General features: G+C 42.8%; 17 protein-coding genes and 1 pseudogene. 15 read left to right on the forward strand and 3 right to left on the reverse strand.

Annotation, left to right across the window (positions count from 1 at the left end):
* Window positions 1-218: 218 nt before the first annotated feature.
* Both MKX36_RS11480 and MKX36_RS11485 read left to right on the forward strand, forming a co-directional pair.
* Window positions 219-854 carry a hypothetical protein gene (locus MKX36_RS11480; protein WP_290410512.1) on the forward strand — a complete coding sequence of 212 codons (636 nt, stop codon included), beginning with the start codon at window positions 219-221 and terminating at the stop codon, window positions 852-854.
* Between the two features lie 156 nt (window positions 855-1,010).
* Window positions 1,011-2,075, forward strand: coding sequence for a Gfo/Idh/MocA family oxidoreductase (locus MKX36_RS11485; RefSeq protein ID WP_044787916.1), 1,065 nt, complete (start codon window positions 1,011-1,013; stop codon window positions 2,073-2,075).
* A 110-nt stretch (window positions 2,076-2,185) separates the two neighbouring features.
* Here the strand turns inward: MKX36_RS11485 and MKX36_RS11490 are convergent, their stop codons facing one another.
* Window positions 2,186-2,704 carry a DUF3231 family protein gene (locus tag MKX36_RS11490; RefSeq protein WP_044787915.1) on the reverse strand — a complete coding sequence of 173 codons (519 nt, stop codon included), beginning with the start codon at window positions 2,702-2,704 and terminating at the stop codon, window positions 2,186-2,188.
* 151 nt (window positions 2,705-2,855) lie between these two features.
* Between MKX36_RS11490 and MKX36_RS11495 the strand changes: the two genes are divergently transcribed.
* The 5 genes from MKX36_RS11495 to MKX36_RS11515 all read left to right on the forward strand — a co-directional run bounded on the left by MKX36_RS11495 (window position 2,856) and on the right by MKX36_RS11515 (window position 7,357).
* The gene (locus MKX36_RS11495; protein ID WP_016818763.1) at window positions 2,856-3,119 is read left to right on the forward strand and encodes a WGxxGxxG family protein; all 264 of its coding nucleotides are present in this window, start codon (window positions 2,856-2,858) and stop codon (window positions 3,117-3,119) included.
* 254 nt (window positions 3,120-3,373) lie between these two features.
* Window positions 3,374-3,802, forward strand: coding sequence for a MarR family winged helix-turn-helix transcriptional regulator (locus MKX36_RS11500; protein WP_016818764.1), 429 nt, complete (start codon window positions 3,374-3,376; stop codon window positions 3,800-3,802).
* Between the two features lie 212 nt (window positions 3,803-4,014).
* The gene (locus MKX36_RS11505; protein WP_045245259.1) at window positions 4,015-5,037 is read left to right on the forward strand and encodes an NADH:flavin oxidoreductase/NADH oxidase; all 1,023 of its coding nucleotides are present in this window, start codon (window positions 4,015-4,017) and stop codon (window positions 5,035-5,037) included.
* 263 nt (window positions 5,038-5,300) lie between these two features.
* Complete coding sequence (locus tag MKX36_RS11510) at window positions 5,301-6,350, forward strand: AraC family transcriptional regulator (protein ID WP_045245260.1); 1,050 nt, start codon at window positions 5,301-5,303, stop codon at window positions 6,348-6,350.
* 212 nt (window positions 6,351-6,562) lie between these two features.
* Complete coding sequence (locus MKX36_RS11515; RefSeq protein WP_340864698.1) at window positions 6,563-7,357, forward strand: SDR family NAD(P)-dependent oxidoreductase; 795 nt, start codon at window positions 6,563-6,565, stop codon at window positions 7,355-7,357.
* 76 nt (window positions 7,358-7,433) lie between these two features.
* On the opposite strand, the gene MKX36_RS11520 is transcribed toward MKX36_RS11515, so the two are convergent.
* Window positions 7,434-8,819: an MFS transporter gene (locus MKX36_RS11520; protein ID WP_103042410.1), complete on the reverse strand. Its 1,386-nt coding sequence runs from the start codon at window positions 8,817-8,819 to the stop codon at window positions 7,434-7,436.
* Window positions 8,820-8,931: 112 nt separating this feature from the next.
* On the opposite strand from MKX36_RS11520, the gene MKX36_RS11525 reads away from it, so the two are divergent.
* The 5 genes from MKX36_RS11525 (at window position 8,932) to MKX36_RS11545 (ending at window position 16,143) form a co-directional block, all read left to right on the forward strand.
* Window positions 8,932-9,819: a LysR family transcriptional regulator gene (locus MKX36_RS11525; RefSeq protein WP_090891434.1), complete on the forward strand. Its 888-nt coding sequence runs from the start codon at window positions 8,932-8,934 to the stop codon at window positions 9,817-9,819.
* Window positions 9,820-10,159: 340 nt separating this feature from the next.
* Entirely contained in the window at window positions 10,160-11,533 is a 1,374-nt protein-coding gene (locus MKX36_RS11530) for an MFS transporter (protein ID WP_263560334.1), read from the forward strand.
* 274 nt (window positions 11,534-11,807) lie between these two features.
* Entirely contained in the window at window positions 11,808-12,872 is a 1,065-nt protein-coding gene (locus MKX36_RS11535; RefSeq protein WP_016818771.1) for a polysaccharide deacetylase family protein, read from the forward strand.
* A gap of 224 nt (window positions 12,873-13,096) precedes the next feature.
* Window positions 13,097-14,101: a LacI family DNA-binding transcriptional regulator gene (locus MKX36_RS11540; RefSeq protein ID WP_340864699.1), complete on the forward strand. Its 1,005-nt coding sequence runs from the start codon at window positions 13,097-13,099 to the stop codon at window positions 14,099-14,101.
* A gap of 560 nt (window positions 14,102-14,661) precedes the next feature.
* A complete protein-coding gene (locus tag MKX36_RS11545; protein WP_340864700.1) occupies window positions 14,662-16,143 on the forward strand; it encodes a glycoside hydrolase family 5 protein in 1,482 nt (493 codons plus the stop codon).
* Window positions 16,144-16,199: 56 nt separating this feature from the next.
* On the opposite strand, the gene MKX36_RS11550 is transcribed toward MKX36_RS11545, so the two are convergent.
* Window positions 16,200-16,388: a helix-turn-helix domain-containing protein gene (locus MKX36_RS11550; RefSeq protein ID WP_340866093.1), complete on the reverse strand. Its 189-nt coding sequence runs from the start codon at window positions 16,386-16,388 to the stop codon at window positions 16,200-16,202.
* Between the two features lie 264 nt (window positions 16,389-16,652).
* Between MKX36_RS11550 and MKX36_RS11555 the strand changes: the two genes are divergently transcribed.
* From MKX36_RS11555 to MKX36_RS11565, 3 genes and pseudogenes are all read left to right on the forward strand, one after another.
* On the forward strand, window positions 16,653-17,336 hold the full coding sequence (locus MKX36_RS11555) for a response regulator transcription factor (RefSeq protein WP_025364861.1): 684 nt from the start codon (window positions 16,653-16,655) through the stop codon (window positions 17,334-17,336).
* Between the two features lie 15 nt (window positions 17,337-17,351).
* Window positions 17,352-17,464, forward strand: a pseudogene (locus MKX36_RS11560) (LCP family protein); the annotation flags it as partial.
* 305 nt (window positions 17,465-17,769) lie between these two features.
* On the forward strand, window positions 17,770-18,774 hold the full coding sequence (locus MKX36_RS11565) for an aldo/keto reductase (RefSeq protein ID WP_340864701.1): 1,005 nt from the start codon (window positions 17,770-17,772) through the stop codon (window positions 18,772-18,774).
* Window positions 18,775-18,784 lie beyond the last annotated feature (10 nt).

Consider the following 18,784-nt stretch of genomic DNA (forward strand, 5'->3'; position numbering starts at 1 on the left):
TTATTGGTAAATACATGTGGGGGGTGTGAAGAACACCCCTCTTGTAAAACTGTAATATATACTCAAATATAAGCTCGTAAGGAGGATGCAACCTGATCTCTTCCACTCATCAAAAGCGTATAGTTGCTGTGATGAATTCGTTACCGGTAAAGCAAAAGTATTCTAAAAACGAATTACTGATTAATGATTTCAAATTAAAGTCTTCGGGAGACGTTGAAATGTTCTATTCCCCGCATAATGAATATATCAATTCTTCCGCGAAAGTAATGCTAGTTGGTATTACACCCGGTTGGCAGCAGATGGAAATTGCCTTTCGAACTGCCATAATATCTTTAAAGGATCAACAGTCATATGAGGAAGCTTGTAAAAAAGCCAAATTTGCGGCAAGGATGGCCGGTTCCATGCGAGACAACTTAATAAATATGCTTCAAGAAATAGGATTGCATGATTTTTTGAAAGTGTCGCATGTACGTAAACTATTTGATTCAGATTGCTCGTTGTTACATACAACTTCCTTAATTCGTTTTCCAGTTTTCGTGAATAAAGAAAATTATAATGGACATCAGCCTCCTATTATTAACCATGCTTTTTTGTATGGGTCAGTGCTTGAGTCTTTTCTTCCTGAATTAGAATGTTTGGATTATCCACTTATTATTCCATTAGGAAAGTCAGTCGAGACCGTTCTTCGTCGCTTGCTTGATGAACAAAAAATTCAAGAAAACAAAATTCTGTGGGGATTCCCTCACCCGTCCGGTGCCAATGGTCATCGAATAAAACAGTTTCAAAATTCAAAGAAGTCAATGCAGGAAATCTTGAGTGAGTATTTATCCAATACTGAATCCCCTAGATCTTAATATCCCCCTTTTTTTGGGGAAAGATTTCCTTTATAATGAAAGCGTATGCAATAACATCTTACAGATGACCTGCATGGCAGTAACCGATTTACAATTGAATTCGATCCGTGAGCAACCGTTTGATAGGTGGTGGCTCAATTTAGGAGTGGAAGGAAAATGAAAATGGACAATCGGAAATACAATGTAGTTATTATTGGTTATGGAGGTATGGGAAGCTACCATGTTCAATTAATTGAACCTATTGAGCAGCTTGCCATTGGCGGTGTATATGATATTGTCGATTATCGGATGGAATTGGCTGCAGCAGCCGGCTATAAAACTTATGCCAGTCTAGATGCCGTTCTCGGCGATCAGGACGTAGATATTGTATTAATAGCAACGCCTAATGACGTTCATAAAGAAATTGCGATTCAAGCATTGCAAGCTGGCAAACATGTTATTTGTGAAAAGCCCGTTACCATCACGAGCGCAGATTTCTTAGATATTGTCGAGGTGGCCAAGCAAGAAAATCGTCTGTTTACAGTACATCAGAATCGCAGATGGGATGAAGACTTCCGTATTGTCAAAGATATAATCAGTAAGAAGACTGTTGGCGATCTTTTCCATCTGGAATCGCGGGTTCAGGGAGCTAACGGCATTCCAGGCGATTGGCGGCAGTTGAAAGCGTATGGTGGAGGAATGCTGCTGGATTGGGGAGTGCATCTGTTGGATCAGCTACTTCAGATTACGGACAGTCAAATCGAAAGCGTGACCGCTACCTTAAGTTATATTTTGGGGACAGAAGTGGATGACGGCTTTAGTAGCTTCATTGAGTTTAAGGACGGTCTTACAGCGGTCATTGAAGTAGGTACAACGAATTACGTAAAGTTGCCGCGTTGGTATGTTAAAGGAACCGAAGGAACCGCAGTGATCAAGGATTGGGATCTGAGCGGAGAGATTGTCACTCGGAATCCAGATGTCGCTCACGTGGAACCCAAACCGATTCAAGCAGGTCAAGGGTTGACGAAAACGATGGCACCTCCGTCTGAGGAATCCACCCTTAAGTTCCCGATTGAGAAAATACCTGCTGCTGCAGAAAGCTTTTACGAAAATTTTGTCTCCACCATTGAAGGAAAAGCCGAGCTTGCGATCAAAAGCGAAGAAGTGCACCGTGTACTGGTGCTGATTGAGACGATTTTTGAGGCGGCAGCGAACAAAAGCGTGATTCGAAGAGATATTTAACGAATTGTAAACAAATCTAACCCCCATTGTCCTCATATTGAGGATAATGGGGGTTATTGTTTTAACTTTCAATCTGTTCTGAATATGGCTAGAAGCGATTTAATCTATTTTTAAACTTCAACAGCTTCAGGTCTTTTCACTTGAAGGGGAGGAGGCACCAGCCATCCTTTTTCTTTAGTCATTTGAAGAATCTTAACTCCTAAAGCTGTTTTGGTAGCATGATATTTTGCAAACAAGGCCCCTATATCCTCTCTAATGGATTGCCCCATCACTTGACTACAAGCCACCAGTCCCAATGAGGTATCAGACGCAATTTTAGCAGCAATCTCCGGGTCAGTAAAGCGTGCACCAACAGGAATATCTTCAAGTTTCACTGGAGGTCTTTCTGGTAAGACTGGCGCTGGAGCAATCCCATTATCAGTAAGGAGTGTATCACACTCTTTAATTTCAAGTTTCGCTTGATCAATGAGTGCATCCAATATTTTTTTCAAATCCTTATCTCCTGCATGATTCAGGAATGCTTGGTAGAAAGACAGAGCTCCTTTTGCGGCCAATGAAAATTGCCAAACACCGGAAATTTCACCATAGTGCATTGGTTCATCTTTTGGATTTCCACTTAATATTCCCATCATAACCGCTCCTTTAATATTTTTTACACCGATCTTATAGTTCCAATTAATGATTAAAAGTATCCAAATAAATTTGTAAATACACAATGGAATAAGGAGCAGTTTTTTGGAGAAATTATATGCATCACACTTTCAGGGAGGATTCCTTTTTATGAAAAAACAAATAGTCACTGCTGTAGCTTCCATGTTCTTCTTTGCAGCTTTAGTCGTTCCTTCATCAGCACAAAGTGCAAATGTAGATGTGGCCAATGACACAGCTAATAATGCTTATCACAACAACAATTCAACCTACAACGCTAACAGTGTACGAGCAAACGCCGTAGATAATGACAACGATATGGATTGGGGATGGATTGGCTTACTTGGGTTACTGGGACTGGCTGGAATGCGCAAAAGAGTATCTGACCATAAATAATTAGTAAACTACAATAGGTTTCAAAACAAAGCACCTTCAGGAGAATGCTTCCATTTCTAAATATGGAGGCCGATTTTGAAAGGTGTTTTTGTGTTGACCACTTAAGTCACTGCTTCAGAAAGGATTTTTTATAACCTCTATCTGTTCTTAAGGGTTTTGACCATTTCCGGTAACCCTGATAGAATTAATTATTCCCTATAATGACTCCTATAATATGTGTTATTTATACTTTAGAATAGAACGGGTGAGTCGAAATGCATAACAACAATACTATCGAACTTTTAAATATTTGGCTGTCCCTTACTAAACTCCAATCGAACATAAACGATGAATTGGAACATGCACTTCAAGAAAACTATAGTTTATCCTTAAATGAATTTTTGGTTCTGTATTTCTTATCTCAAACCGAGGAAAAGAAATTAAGATTACAGCATTTACAAGAGATGGTTGGGTTAAGCCAAAGTGCATTATCTAGACTGGTAGTCAGAATGGAAGCAAAAAGCTGCGGAGCTTTGCAAAGACATATATGTGAAGATGATCGTCGGGGAATCTATACAAGCATGACCGATTTTGGGGAAAAGAAGTTTGACAGAGCGCTCGAAACCTTCAACCAAATTTTGGAGTCGGCTCTTTCAAAAGATGAGTTGAAGCAAAAATTACAATCACTCATTGAAAAAATATAATTCTTTCATATAAAATTAAAACTTAATACGAAATTTAATGTCTGAATAGAGTAAAATTTAACCCTAGGTCTAGAGAATACAATCTCTGGGCCTTTATTTACGTAAATGCATAGTTTAAACGGTAGTTGACAAATAAAAAATGCATGCTGTATTATATGCATGTGCATGCATATAATATGTTCACTATAAAACCTAGAAAGGGGTCTTTCTTAATGAAAGATTTATTTAGTCCTTATAAATTTAAAGACTTGGAATTAAAGAACCGGGTCGTCATGCCTCCAATGTGTCAATATTCTGTTGACAAGAAAGATGGTATAGCTACCGATTGGCATTTTATGCACTATGTAAGTCGTGCCATTGGTGGAACTGGATTCATTATAGTTGAAATGACTGATGTAGAACCAGATGGACGTATTTCTGACTTTGACCTGGGATTGTGGTCTGATGAGCAAATTCCTGCATTGAAAAGAATTGTAGATGCCTGCCATAGTTATGGAGCAAAAGTAGGTATTCAAATTGCTCATGCTGGACGTAAAGCAGAAGATGCTGAAGTGCCTGTTGCTCCGTCCGCTATTCCATTTGATGAGAAATCTACATTACCTAGAGCACTTTCAACACAAGAAGTTAAAGAAATGGTGGAGAAGTTCCGCGGCGCTGTAGCACGTGCTGTGAAGGCCGGATTTGATGCCATTGAAATACATGGAGCTCACGGATATTTAATCCATCAATTTCATTCGCCTCTTACCAACCAAAGAGATGATGAATACGGGAAAGATCTCCTAAAATTTGGTCGAGAAGTTATTCAGGCAGCCAAGGCAGAGATGCCGGAAGACATGCCGCTTATCATGCGCATTTCCGCTAAAGAATACGTAGAAGGCGGATACGATATTCAAGATAGCATTTCTTTTGCCAAAGAATACCAACAAGCAGGGGTAGATATTTTTGATATTTCTTCAGGCGGGGAAGGACCTATCGCTGCATGGGGTAGACCAGGCAGTCACGCAGCATACCAGGTGTCACTTGCTCGAGAAATCAGACAAGCACTTGAAGTTCCAGTCATTGCAGTCGGAAGACTCGATGATCCGATCCTGGCTAATGCTGTAGTAGGAAATGAGGACGCAGATCTTGTGGCTGTCGGGAGAGGAATGTTAAGAAATCCTTACTGGGCTCTTGAGGCCGCAACAAACTTGAAAAAAGAGACAACGATCCCGAAACAGTATACTACAGGTTTTTAGATACAAAATATTCCTATGCTGCCAGGTGTTATGAAGACAGAATGCTTTAACATAGTAATTTAACATACACGTTGATACACCCTGGTGTTCTTGAAAATAAACTTGGAAGTAGAAATGACTCAAAAGCAACCGGTATGCCGGTTGCTTTTTTATTATGGTGGTCAAACATTCAGTAAGCATATATTAACAAAATTCACTATACTGGAATGATCAGAGAGTGCAATTAGTAGGTAAAATGGAAGTAATAAAGGAGGTCTCTATGTATGAAGAAGTCTCATACTTCTGAGCATATTAAAATTCCGCCAGGATTTTGGACAGGTTTGTATCAATTAGGAATTTCCGCTCACGACGTAGCTTGTAAAGCAAGACTGCCGCTCACCATTATTCATGAGCCCGTAGTCACAAGCGTACAATATCTCGCGATCTGGCAGGCATATTCCGATCTCATTGGTGACACTGCAAAAGGAATCGTTAAGCTTGCAACTGTCTTTGAGACAGCGAAGTACCCACCGACCGTCTTAGCGACTTACCACGCTCGTGACTACCGCGACGCTCTAAACCGAATGGCTCGGTACAAACAACTATGTCCTCCCGAAACCTTACGTGTCACTGAGGAGGGGGAGCACTGTACCATAGAACTGGAATGGCTATATACCAAACAGCCCGGTCCACCGATGCTGACGGGTATTACACTTGCATGTCTTCTGGAGCTTGGGCGCCGAGGCACTGGCCAGCCTTTGACGGCGCAGCTCGTAGAATTTTCGCAATCCATGGGAGATGTACAGGCTCTTGAAGCTTATTTTGGGTGTAGTGTCCAGGTTGGTGCAAAATGTAATCGATTGACGTTATATCGAAGAGATCTGGACCGAACTTTTGTCTCATACAACCAAGAGTTGTTAGAGATTCTCACACCCGCTCTGGACCGGTCGCTGGATGAACAGTGCAGCCGCTCAATTACTGAGGCGGTCAAATGGATTATAAAACGTAGCCTCACCGGAGGACGCCCCGACATTCAGGCTGTGGCGAAGGAGCTCAGAATGAGCGATCGTACCTTGCAGCGCCGGCTTACTGACGACAATACGAGCTTTAAACAACTGTTAACACAAGCTAGACATGAGCAGGCACTAGAATACTTGGCAGATCCCTCGCTTGATATAAAAGAAGTGGCCTTTTTGATTGGATATGAAGACCAGAACTCATTTTACCGCGCTTTTCGTCTTTGGGAAGGGGATACTCCTTCAAATTGGCGCACTACACATTTAGATACCAACTCGATATCAAAAGAATCGCTAGGAAGATCGACTATCTATTAATAGTTTCCCAACTCCATTCATTCTACAGAGAGCTTGTAATTACTGACCTTATTCATCTGGCGTGTTAAACAAGAACTTTGGCGCAATATGCTAGTTACTGAGCATTGCTGCCCAAGGTAATATAATCAGATACCAGAGCTTAAGGTTGTTTAAAAATAAGCTAAGAATTCGCTTGCCAGCAAAGATAAACGAATGAGAGGGAGAAAAGTATTATGGATATGGGATTAAACAATAAAACAGCTTTAGTTACAGGGTCTACGAAAGGTATAGGTAAAGCAATAGCCGTTGAGCTTGCCAAAGAAGGTGTGAATGTACTTATTAATGGACGGAATAATGAAGAGGTAGAACAAACTGTAAATGAAATAAAATCAAATTTTCCAACGACCTTTCCTCAAAATGCTACAGCCGATATTGTGGATCTGGAGCAGAGGGAGGTTTTGTTTGAAAAATACCCCAATATCGATATCTTAGTGAATAATATGGGGATTTATGAAATTATGCAATATGAAGACGTTGACGATGAAGTATGGGAAAAATATTTCCGTACTAATGTTCTTGCTGCAAACGGATTATCTAAATTTTATTTACCTAAAATGTTGAAAAACAATTATGGCCGTATTATTTTTATTGCGAGTGAAGAAGCAATCATGCCTTCAGGGCAAATGCCACAGTATTGTATGACCAAATCGATGCTGTTATCACTGTCAAAAAGCTTATCTAAATTAACAATAGGAGCAGAAGTTACAGTCAATACGATTATGCCAGGACCAACGCTTTCTGAAAATGTACACCAAATTATTGAGGGTATTTATGCCAATGATGATATGACTTTTTTAGAAAAAGAGAAACAATTTATGGCCGAAAACCTGCCTCAATCCGAAATACAACGATTTATTAGACCTATAGAAATAGGTAGACTAGCTACATTTGTATGTAGTCCTTATGCAGCCGCATTTAAGGGCTCTCCAATCCGTATGGATGGGGGAATGGTGCCAACTATTTTTTAACTAAACTCCTTTCTCTTTCGTTGAAAAGTTAACGTTAAATAAAGAGCAGAGGGGTTTATTTGAAGAAACGGTGAACCTATGACTCTCGCAATTGTCCTGACTCCCGGCGTCGCCGACTCATGAATACCAAAGTCAATGCAATTACCGTAAGGACAATCCCAAGCACTTGAAATCCCTCGAAGCTGAACTTACCTCCCATTACGATACCTATCAACAATGAAGAGAAAATGGTTCCCAGATATCTTGATGTATTAAACAATCCGGATGCTACACCGATTATTTCTTTTGGAGAACTTTGGAACAAGGCAGCTTGCATACCTACATTGTTCAGTCCGTTGCTAATACCGAATGCAGCCAAAGCCAAACACACGCTGATCACCGGAGAAGTTGGATTTAATGTTACAAGCCACACAGATCCCAATGTCATCAGGATTGCGGATACCAGTAATGCCGGTCTGGGTCCTGATTTATCAATCCATCGTCCTGCTATTGGAGAAGCAGCTAGCGAGCACAAGCCTAAGCTTAGCATGAGAATCCCTGTTTGGAACTCGCTTACATGCCTTACCACTTGCAAGTAGGACGGAAGCCCGAAAAAAAGCGAGTAATAGAGTACGTTAACGAACATGAATTCGACATTAACCCAAGTCAACGCAGGATATTTGGCGAACGTGCGTAAAGGAATAAAGGGTGACGTCGCTTTTAACTCATATCGTACGAATGCCCCCAGCGCAGCGAGGCCTATTAACCCGACAATGACGTTTTCTAACGAGATATGCCCAGATGATTTTGCCGAGAGTAATCCAACGAGCAAGGCAACCAGCCCTAATGTGAAGAGCAGGATTCCTCTTGCATCAATTAAATCAAACCATTTACGAAAGGACATGTTGCGTGCAACGGATGTTGGTGATTCGTCCTTAGGAATAGTCCTCCAAGCCAATAGAAAGCTGGCTACCACAAACGGAATATTGATGAAAAAGATGGCAGGCCAATTCCACCAATGAATCAAAACCCCGCCAATAAAGGGTCCAATTGCTGCCGCTCCTGATAGGAAAATGGACAAAACAGACAGCGCAGTCGCTTGTTTCTCTGTAATATGGATTCGAACAATGGCCATTCCAACCCCAACCATCATGCTTGTTCCGATGGATTGCACAATGCGGAACACGATGAGCGATCCAAAGTTTGGTGACAATGGGGCTAGTAATGATGCAATGAATGATACAACAAGACCTGTAAGAAATATCTTTCTACGACCGAATAAATCGCTGGCTTTGCCCATGACAGGTTGAGCGATGCTGCTTGCAATGTAGAAAGAAAAAATAATCCAGGAAACACCTGTAAAGTCAAGGCGAAATACCTTTTGCAGACTTGGAATCGCAACAGAAACCATCGAAGAATTTAATGGATTCAATAGTATCCCTAGACCAACTGAAATCATTAACCACCAGCTGCGAACACTCATTTCTGGTCCCCCTATAGCGAATTAATGTCATCGTACTCGAAATCGATTATTTATTCCAATGCATTTGATGTTATAATCTCATTGATTTGAGGGAATGAATGGAGGATGCGATTTGGAACTTCTTCAACTGCAATATTTTCTCGCTGTAGCTCGTTTGGAACATGTAACAGAAGCTGCACGAAGTCTGCACGTTACTCAATCGTCGCTCAGCAAAACGATTCAACGCTTGGAGGAAGATCTGGGGGTCCCTTTATTCGATCGAACAGGGAGAAAACTGCGATTGAATGAGTTCGGGAGCAAATTTCTTCACCGTGCAGAAAGGGCTTTGTTTGAATTAGAACAAGGGAAGCAGGAGCTTAGCGACTTATCCAGCCCAGAACACGGAACTCTCGAATTGGCAGTGACCACCGCAAGCACATTGCCAAATATCCTTCGAGAGTTCCGGAGAAAACGACCCTATATTCAATTTCATGTGCAAATGCTGACCACGCAGGAAATGGTTACACTTCTTCATAGAGGGGAGGTTGATTTTTGCTTATCCTCACCTCCTGTAGAAGGGAATGACATCGAATGTAAAATCGTATGTATCGACCCCATTCTTGTAGCTGTTCCAAAGGGGCATCGGCTTGCGGATCGAAATAGCGTATCCTTGACAGAGCTAAGGGAAGAATGGTTTGTCGGCGTAAAGAGAGGCTATGGTACTCGTGATTTAGTGGACTCTGTATGCATGTCGGAAGGATTTGTGCCTAAATATGTGTATGAGGGGGATGAACCTGCAAGGCTTAGTACTCTTGTGGAAGCCGAAATTGGCATAGCTTTCATACCGAGCACGGCACGAAATTCGCAGGAGCATCTCAAATACCTCCAGGTAGAGAATCACGAATTGATACGGGAAATTGCTTTATTATGGAACAGGAATCGGTATATTTCGCGGGCTGCTCAGGAATTCCGCGAGATAGTTGTAAAATATTTTGCGACAATTTCCAAACAAACAACTTAGTTCCATATATGTTTTTGATGATCTACCATTGAAAATAAATAAGTAGGAGATTGCGTTAATAAGATAGCGCAGAGGCTAAACATTGTTATCCAACGAGTGGAACTAACCGTTTTTGCTTTACCTCGTCATGAAATGATTATCGTCAAAAATAACAGGTGATATTTTTATTATTTTAGTGATAATATGGTTAGGTAATTGAAATTAAACAGATTTTTACTTTTATTTTGTGGAGGCGTTAGAATGAAGTACATAGTGAAAAGAAGGGCACAAATTAAAGGGGATAACGCATCACTGGCCCTATAAACTGCGTAATCCCTGGCATTTTTAAGGGGTTTGCATAATGGAAAAATCGATTGAGAAACGTATTCCTAATTCTTTGATTTGGCTGTGCGTGCTTGCATTTTTCAGCGTATTGAATGAGACGGTGTTCAACGTATCGTTGCCCGACATTGCCGCTCAATTTGGAATTAAGCCATCCGCTGCAAATTATGTTAATACCAGCTTCATTCTTTCTTTTGCTGTTGGAACGGCCGTTTACGGAAAAATATCGGATATTTACGGCGTAAAAAAACTCATTTTCATCAGTATGATGATATACGGCGGGGGATCGCTAATTGGCTTGCTTTTTCATGCCTGGTTTCCGATTTTGCTTGTTGCACGATTTATCCAAGGAGCGGGTGCTTCTGCCGTCCCTGGGCTGATTATGGTCATCGTCACCAAAAGTATCGAAATGCAGCATCAAGGAAAAGCTTTTGGTATGATTGGATCGACCGTTGCCTTGGGAGAAGGTTTTGGTCCTATACTTGGAGGCTGGATCGCGGACTATGTACATTGGTCCTATCTGTTTTTCCTGCCCATGATGACGCTAGTCACACTACCGTTTTTCTTACGGACGCTCTCTGACGAACCTGTGAAAAAAGGTGGGCTTGATGTTCCGGGAGGCCTGCTCTTTGTTCTTGGAACGGTTTCGTTCACTTTATTTACGACACATTACGAGTGGTGGTATCTGAACATCAGTGTCATTCTTTTCATAGGATTTGTGCTGAGAATTCGAAGAGCTAAGGAACCTTTCATAGAACCAGCTTTATTCAAGAGGAGAAGATTTATTGTCGGCGTATTTGTAGGTGGAATACTTCTAGGAACCGTTGCAGGATTTATGTCTATGATCCCTTATATGATGAGAGAAGTGCACCAGATGTCGACAAGCCTTATTGGAGGCGGTGTTCTGTTTCCAGGAACGATTAGCGTGATTCTTTTCGGGATCGTTGGCGGTTCTTTGGTCGATAGGCAGGGAGCTCGTTTTGTCATGGTTGCAGGGTTATTGCTTCTGGGGTCGGGTCTTTTAATCGTTTCACTTTTTGCCGATCGTAGCCCCTGGATCATCTCAGGAGCATTGGTTTTGATTTTTGGTGGACTATCCTTTGTCAAAACGGTCATCTCAACCATTGTGGCAGGCTCGCTAAGTGCTGACGAATCTGGCTCAGGTATGGGTTTTTTGAATTTTTCCTGCTTTTTGGCGGAAGGGATCGGTATCGCAGTTGTAGGCGGACTGCTTACACAGCTGAGGTTCAACTTTTCTATTTTCCCAATCGTTACTGACGTTGCAGCATATTTATACAGCAATTTAACGTTACTACTTCTAGCTGTAGTAATTACAGGCGGTGCCATTTTTATGATCGTGTTCAAGGGAGAAAAGGCTTCCTTGGATCATTAATAGGAAATAATAATTTTTATAGAGCTGACATTGATACATCATGATGTCAGCTTTTTTGTACAAAAAACTAAACATTTTACAGCATAAGGTTAAATCTTTGCAGGTTAAATAAGAAGAATTCGATGATAAAACACCATCTGTAAACGTTTACAATTAATAGATACGAGGCTGTTTTTGGCAATTAAACTCGTAGCAGAGCAAGGGAATGCAAACGGAAAATCTTTCAGTCCAAATCTTGGTGAAAACAAATACTATATGAATAGGATATACTTTTATGCTTAAAGCAAAGCTAGTAAAAGGCACAATGGCTCTGATGCTTATCGGTACATTGTTCTCCGTACCGATGATGTCTGTCGCCAGTGCTGCCGATGCGAGTTGCGCGAACGGTTACGTAGGTTTGACGTTCGACGATGGCCCAAATACCAGTAACACGACAAAACTGCTTGCGGCTCTGAAGCAGGCCGGTTTGCGCGCAACGATGTTCAACATCGGGCAGAACGCGCAGAATAGCCCGTCTCTGGTACGGGACCAAGCGGATGCAGGCATGTGGATCGGTAACCACTCCTATACGCATCCGGATATGACTACGTTGAGTAGCTCGCAAATGTCGTCAGAAATCACACGGACGCAGCAGGCGATCCAGTCGATTACTGGAACTGCACCGAAGCTGTTCCGTCCGCCATACGGTGCGACCAACTCGACCTTGAAATCCACCGAGAGCCAAAATGCTCTTACTGAAGTGCTGTGGAGCGTTGATTCCCAGGATTGGAACGGTGCCACTACGGCCCAAATCGTAGCGTCTGCGAACAGGTTGCAAAACGGCGACGTGCTCCTTATGCATGACCAGTACCAGACGACGCTCCAAGCGATCCCGCAGATTGCACAAAATCTCAAGAGCCGTAGCCTATGCTCTGGCATGATCTCGCCGACCACCGGTCGCGCGGTGGCGCCTGACAGCTCTACATCTCCTCCAAGCGCAGGTACAAAAGTGGAAGTCGAGAGTATGACCAAAGGCGGTCAGTACACCGGGAATATCAGTTTGCCGTTCAACGGAGTTGCTTTATATTCTAACAATGATTTGGTGAAGTACACGCAATATTTTGCGAGCGGCACCCATCATTTTTCACTCCGTGGTGCTTCAAGTAATTCCAACATGGCCAGAGTCGACCTAAAAATCGGTGGACAGGCAAAGGGGACCTTCTACTTCGGCGGGAGCAATCCCGCGGTCTATACTCTAACCAATGTCAGCCATGGAGCCGGAAATCAAGAGATTGAGCTCGTTCTAACAGCTGAAAACGGAACATGGGATGCATACATTGACTATTTGGAGATCAACTAGAAGCAAAGGAAGTTAAAAATGCACAAAGAAGAAAAGGGTAAACTTGTTGTCACTGTTATCAATGGATAAAAACATATACGCTTGGAAGTCGCCATATTGGCGACTTTTTTTTGTTTATTCGATATTACTGAACGTTTCCTATGAGGCTGAGCATCGCGTATAATATATAGTAAATGGTTATGTACTGTGTGTGAATTCGTTTATTTTGGTTTGGGGTGAGTGTAGTGGCATCTATCCATGAGGTGGCCAAACAAGCAGGGGTATCAGTGGCAACGGTATCCAAAGTGATTAATAATTATTCTGATGTCAGCAGCAAAACGAGGAATAAGGTAAACAAGGCGATTGAATTGCTAAACTACCAGCCGAATGTGGTTGCCCGAAGCCTCGTGAAAAAGCGTTCCTGGACGGTCGGGATGTTCCTGCTGGATTTCTTCACGAATCCTTTTATTTCGGAGCTTCTTGATGGGTTAAGAAAGTCTCTTGAAGATAGCGGTTATGACCTGCTCTTTCTATCACCGAATCTTAGCAATCCCGATTATACCTTCACTAAGCATTGCATCAGCCGCAATGTAGATGGAGTTGTCATGTTTGGTGTCGATCGAACTAATCAAAATTTTTTGGATCTGCTTCAGGCTGAGATGCCGACGATGATGATTGATACCGATCTGCTGGGACCTAGAACCGGCTATGTAACAGCCGACAATCGCAGAGGTGCTTACTTAGGTGTTCAGCATTTGGTGGAACTTGGACATAAACGCATCGCCTTTATTTCCGGGGATTTGGGATGTCTGGTTGGTCAAACGAGATTTTCCGGGTATCAGGAAGGGCTGCGCTCGAGGGATCTTCCTTACTATGCCAAATATGTTGAGGTAGAGAAATACAGCATTGAAGGTGGATATAAGGCGATGAAGCGCCTGCTACAGCTTCCGGAAGCACCGTCCGGCGTGATCTGCTCTTCAGACTATATGGCGACCGGTGCGATCGAAGCAATTCGCGAAATCGGAAAGCGAGTACCTGAGCACATTTCCGTCGTTGGGTTTGACAACACGTTCTATGCGGAGCTGACCATGCCTAAGCTTACGACGATCAATCAGAACATTACTCTAATGGGAATGAAAGCAGGAGAGCATCTCATCCGAATGATTGAGAATCCCGATTATTCACCGCCGACGGAGATTGTCCCGGCAGATCTGGTTGTACGAGACTCGACAGGACAGTATAAGGAATAGTTTTTTAAGAATTGACAAACACAAAAACAAATTGTATTTTAATTATGATGTAAGCGCTTAATATAAGTTTCCTTGAATCAAACATTCTTCTGCTCGTTCTTGTTTCATTCCCGAGTTATGGACAAAAGGGAAAGCCTCATATTGCGTCAGAGGGGAGGAAACTAGAATAGATATGATTTTGAAAGAAGGTGATGACCCGGAAGACGTAGGGAGATATGTTATAAACCCAATGCAAGCCTGGAGATGTTAATGGTTGAATCTATGGGAGCAGGAGGTTTTACTAACATTTTCAGCTTAATTACCGAAAACGTTTTCGAAAATTAAATGCTAAGAACTTGATGCCGACTGATCAAATTTCATATTCTTCTTTGAAATCAATAAATTTATACTTTTTGTGAAAGATATAAAACTAGAAAATTGGTATTGAATTCTAAAACGTTTTCGATAACAAGTATGTATACTGTCACTGTTCTTGAACCCAGCCGATATGCTGATGAATATCGGGGCTACTTGCCGAAATTTTTCGCGTAACCATGCCATATTAAAGGGAGAAGAGAATTATGAAAATGTCGTTCAATTCATTCACTAAGTCGTTAACCATGATCCTACTGTTCAGCTTATTAACGCTGCTTTTTCAAGCGGTCATACCTGCAACGCCTGCTTCTGCAGCTGCCTGCGCAAACCCTGTAAGCTATTTCGGTGAAATGAAAGCAAGTGGAAACAAGATTAACGGCTCCAAAACGAATCGGCCGATGATGGTCAAAGGGGCGAGTTTCTTCTGGAGCAACTGGTCCGGTCCATTTTGGAATACCACCACGGTGAATCGGATGGTGGATGAATTTCAAGTAGAGATCGTAAGAGCGGCATATGGTGTGGACCCCAGCGGAAATCCATATAACACGGCCGATGAGTCCAAAGTTCGTGACGTGGTCAATGCGGCAATCGCAAAGGGGATCTATGTCATTATCGATTGGCACTCACATGACGCGCACAATAACGTCAACGCTGCCAAAAGTTTCTTCAGCCGGATGGCGCAGGAATACGGAAGCTATGATAACGTCATTTTTGAGATCTATAACGAACCTACCCAAGTCTCGTGGGGGACAATCAAAAGTTACGCTGAGCAAGTCATCCCGGCCATTCGTCAACATTCCGACAATCTGATTGTCGTTGGAACGCCGTTCTGGTCTCAGAGTGTAGATCAGGCAGCGAACGACCCCATTACATCCTCTGGTAATATCGCCTATACATTGCACTTTTACGCTGGATCTCATTTTCAGTCGCTCCGGGACAAAGCCAACTACGCAATGAGCAAGGGTATCCCGCTGTTTGTTACCGAGATGGGCTTTGTTAACGCGGATGGCGACGGCGGCATTAATTACGATTCCACGAACCAATGGCTTGACTGGATGAACCAGAATAACCTGTCATGGGCCAACTGGGCGATTAATGACAAGACAGAAGGCGCCAGTATTTTCAATACGAACGGGAGTCTCACAGCAGGAGGTAACTATCTGAAAAGCATTTTAGCTGGGCACGCTCCATATGCCGAGTGGAGGCAGAATGCGGCTTGCGGTGGCAGTAGCGCACACACATTATATGACTTCGAGGGTAGTATGCAGGGTTGGACCGGTTCGAATATATCCGATGGTCCATGGAGCGTAAACGAGTGGTCATCCAAGGGCAGTAATTCTCTTAAAGCGGATATCATCATGTCTGCCAATTCCCAGCACTACCTGCTTCTCTCACAAAGCCGCAACCTAAGTGGTAAGACCACGCTAAGCGCGACCGTCAAACATGCATCTTGGGACTCCGCAGGTGACGGACTCCATGCCAAGATTTATGCCAAGACAGGATCAGGTTGGGCTTGGTATGCTGGCAAAGCCGTCAAGATTAATTCGTCTGGAGGTACGACGTTGTCGTTCAACCTTACATCTGTACCTAATCTTGACGATGTTAGGGAAATCGGCGTACAATTTCTTGCCTCGGAGAACAGCAGCGGTAAGTCAGCCGTTTACGTTGACAACGTGACGCTGCAATAACACATTCCTAACAGGTCTTCATGAAGTACCGTGTTTTGTAGTTGGGAAAAATAAGGCTACAGCTGCGAGGACATATAATTAAAAATTTTGAAAGACAACTGGTAAGAGAAGAGTTCGTCACCCTCATCAAGCGAGGAATTGAGTAATTTTTTGATCTTATTTACGCGGTAAAGCAGCGTATTTTTGTGAATATTCAATTCACTGGATGTTTTGGCGGTATGTTGTCCGTTGTGCAAAAATGCCATTAACGTGTGGCTTATAAATAGAATCAATAAACCTCCTTTTAAGTGCAACCTTATCTTAGTCCTCGGACTGGAGCAAGGTTGTTTTTCTTTGTTATAAAATAGGCATCTTTCGTTGTGTCACACAAAACGTCAGAAACGGCTGATGTTTTCATGAACTGCAGTCCAAGGTGCAAAGATTACTGTATTATGTTCCGAGTTGATTATTCCCTAACTAATCATTAACATTATGATATCGCGGATTAACGAGAGAAGACGGGGGTTATGATGAATAAAGCAAAAATTCTCATTATTGAAGATGATACACCAATAGCAGATTTATTATCATACGGACTTTCAATGGAGGGGTTTGAAACGCGAACTACGGCAAATGGAGCAGCAGGGATGGTTGAACTTCAACAATTTCAACCTAATCTTTTGCTACTTGACTGGATGCTGCCGGATCAAAGCGGATTAGATATTTGCAAACAAGTAACTGCAAGTTATAACATACCGATCTTGATGATTACCGCGAAATCGGATATCACCGATAAAATCCTTGGTCTTGAATTCGGCGCGGATGACTATATTACAAAGCCTTTTGATTTAAGGGAGGTTATTGCTCGGATTCGGACAATCCTCCGGAGGGTAGATCAAGCAAACAATGGAAAAAATACGGAGAGTAAAGTAATTCGGTTTAAACAAATCGAAATTATTGTCGAGGAACATCTTGTCAAACAAAATGGTATTCCAATTGACTTGACTCCGAAAGAGTTTGATTTACTTATGACTCTGATAAATCACCGAGGCAAAACGTTCACACGCTCGGAACTGCTGGATATTGTATGGGGATATGATTTTGTCGGCGATACTCGGACTGTTGATACACACATACAAAGGCTTCGCAAGAAATTGGATGCAAGCGATCTGATTACTACCGTGTTTGGTATTGGATACAAATTCGAAAAATAGGTGAAAAGCAAACCAAGAATTAGCCCTTACATTGACACGAACTTATTGGTAAACGACATGTGGAGACTGGCCTCGGTCGGATATCAGAGTACCATCGGGAAAGCGAGCAAATTCCTCTAGTGAAACTATTCAAGGGTATTTATGCTGGCAGAATAAATCCAAAGTCGAATGCAGCGCCTTTTCAAGCAAGCCAAGAGCACATTACTCGCTCTTGGCTTCTTTTTTAGGAGCTGTCCTGTTATCTAATAACATTATGACATGTGCTTTTATCATAGTGACATTCCAATACATAAGAATTGTTAGATATACTTGAGCTACCTAAGGTTAGGTCCTCAACCTTATAACATGTCTTGAGGGAGGCATGAAATGAAAAATAAGAAGCGGGTACGTGGGAGGTCAGCATTTCGCTAGGAATGAGAAAGGATGAAATCAGGTGACTTATATCGCACAAGAAAATCGATACGAACAAATGAAATATCGGCGGATTGGACGGAGCGGCGTCAGGCTGCCGGCCATTTCGCTCGGCTTGTGGCAAAATTTTGGAGGGGACAAACCGTTTGAGAATAGTCGTGCAATGATATTACGCGCCTTCGATCTTGGTGTCTCGCACTTTGATTTGGCAAACAATTACGGACCGCCTCCTGGATCGGCCGAAGAGACCTTTGGACACGTTTTAAAAAAAGACCTTGCACCTTATCGGGATGAGCTGTTTATTTCAACTAAAGCTGGCTACTATATGTGGCCTGGTCCGTACGGTGAGTGGGGTTCGAGAAAAAACCTGCTTGCAAGCCTGGACCGCAGCCTTCAACGAATGGGACTCGACTATGTCGATGTCTTTTACCATCATCGTCCCGATGGTGATACCCCATTAGAGGAATCGATGGGAGCGCTTGCTCATGCTGTAAAATCAGGCAAAGCACTGTATGTCGGTTTATCCAATTACGGACCGAAGGAAACGAAGCAAGCAGCTATGATCCTTAAGAACCTTGGTACACCGCTGCTCGTCCACCAGCCTATGTATTCAATGCTGAACCGGTGGATTGAGAACGGATTGCAGGACGTGCTGACTGAAGTGGGAGCCGGCACAGTGGCTTTCTGCCCGCTTGGTCGCGGACAGTTGACGGGAAAATACATCGATAAGCTGGAAACTGAGTTTAAAACAGGCCAGCGCACACTGAAACCGGAGGCCGTATCTCAGGAGCGGATCAACAAATTCCGTGCGCTAGAGACGATCGCGAAGCGCCGCGGTCAGACGCTACCGCAAATGGCGTTGACATGGGCGCTACGCGAAGGCGGCGTCGATTCGGTGCTAATCGGTGCAAGCCGTGTAGGTCAAATTGAGGAAAACGTGCTAGCAGTACATGCGGATCCGCTATCAGCAGCGGATCTTCAAGAGATCGACCAGGTTATGCATAATATCGGGGATGTCCCCTGGTAATGTCAGAGCA

The sequence above is a fragment of the Paenibacillus sp. FSL W8-0439 genome (genome assembly GCF_038008995.1).
Classification (GTDB): domain Bacteria; phylum Bacillota; class Bacilli; order Paenibacillales; family Paenibacillaceae; genus Paenibacillus; species Paenibacillus polymyxa.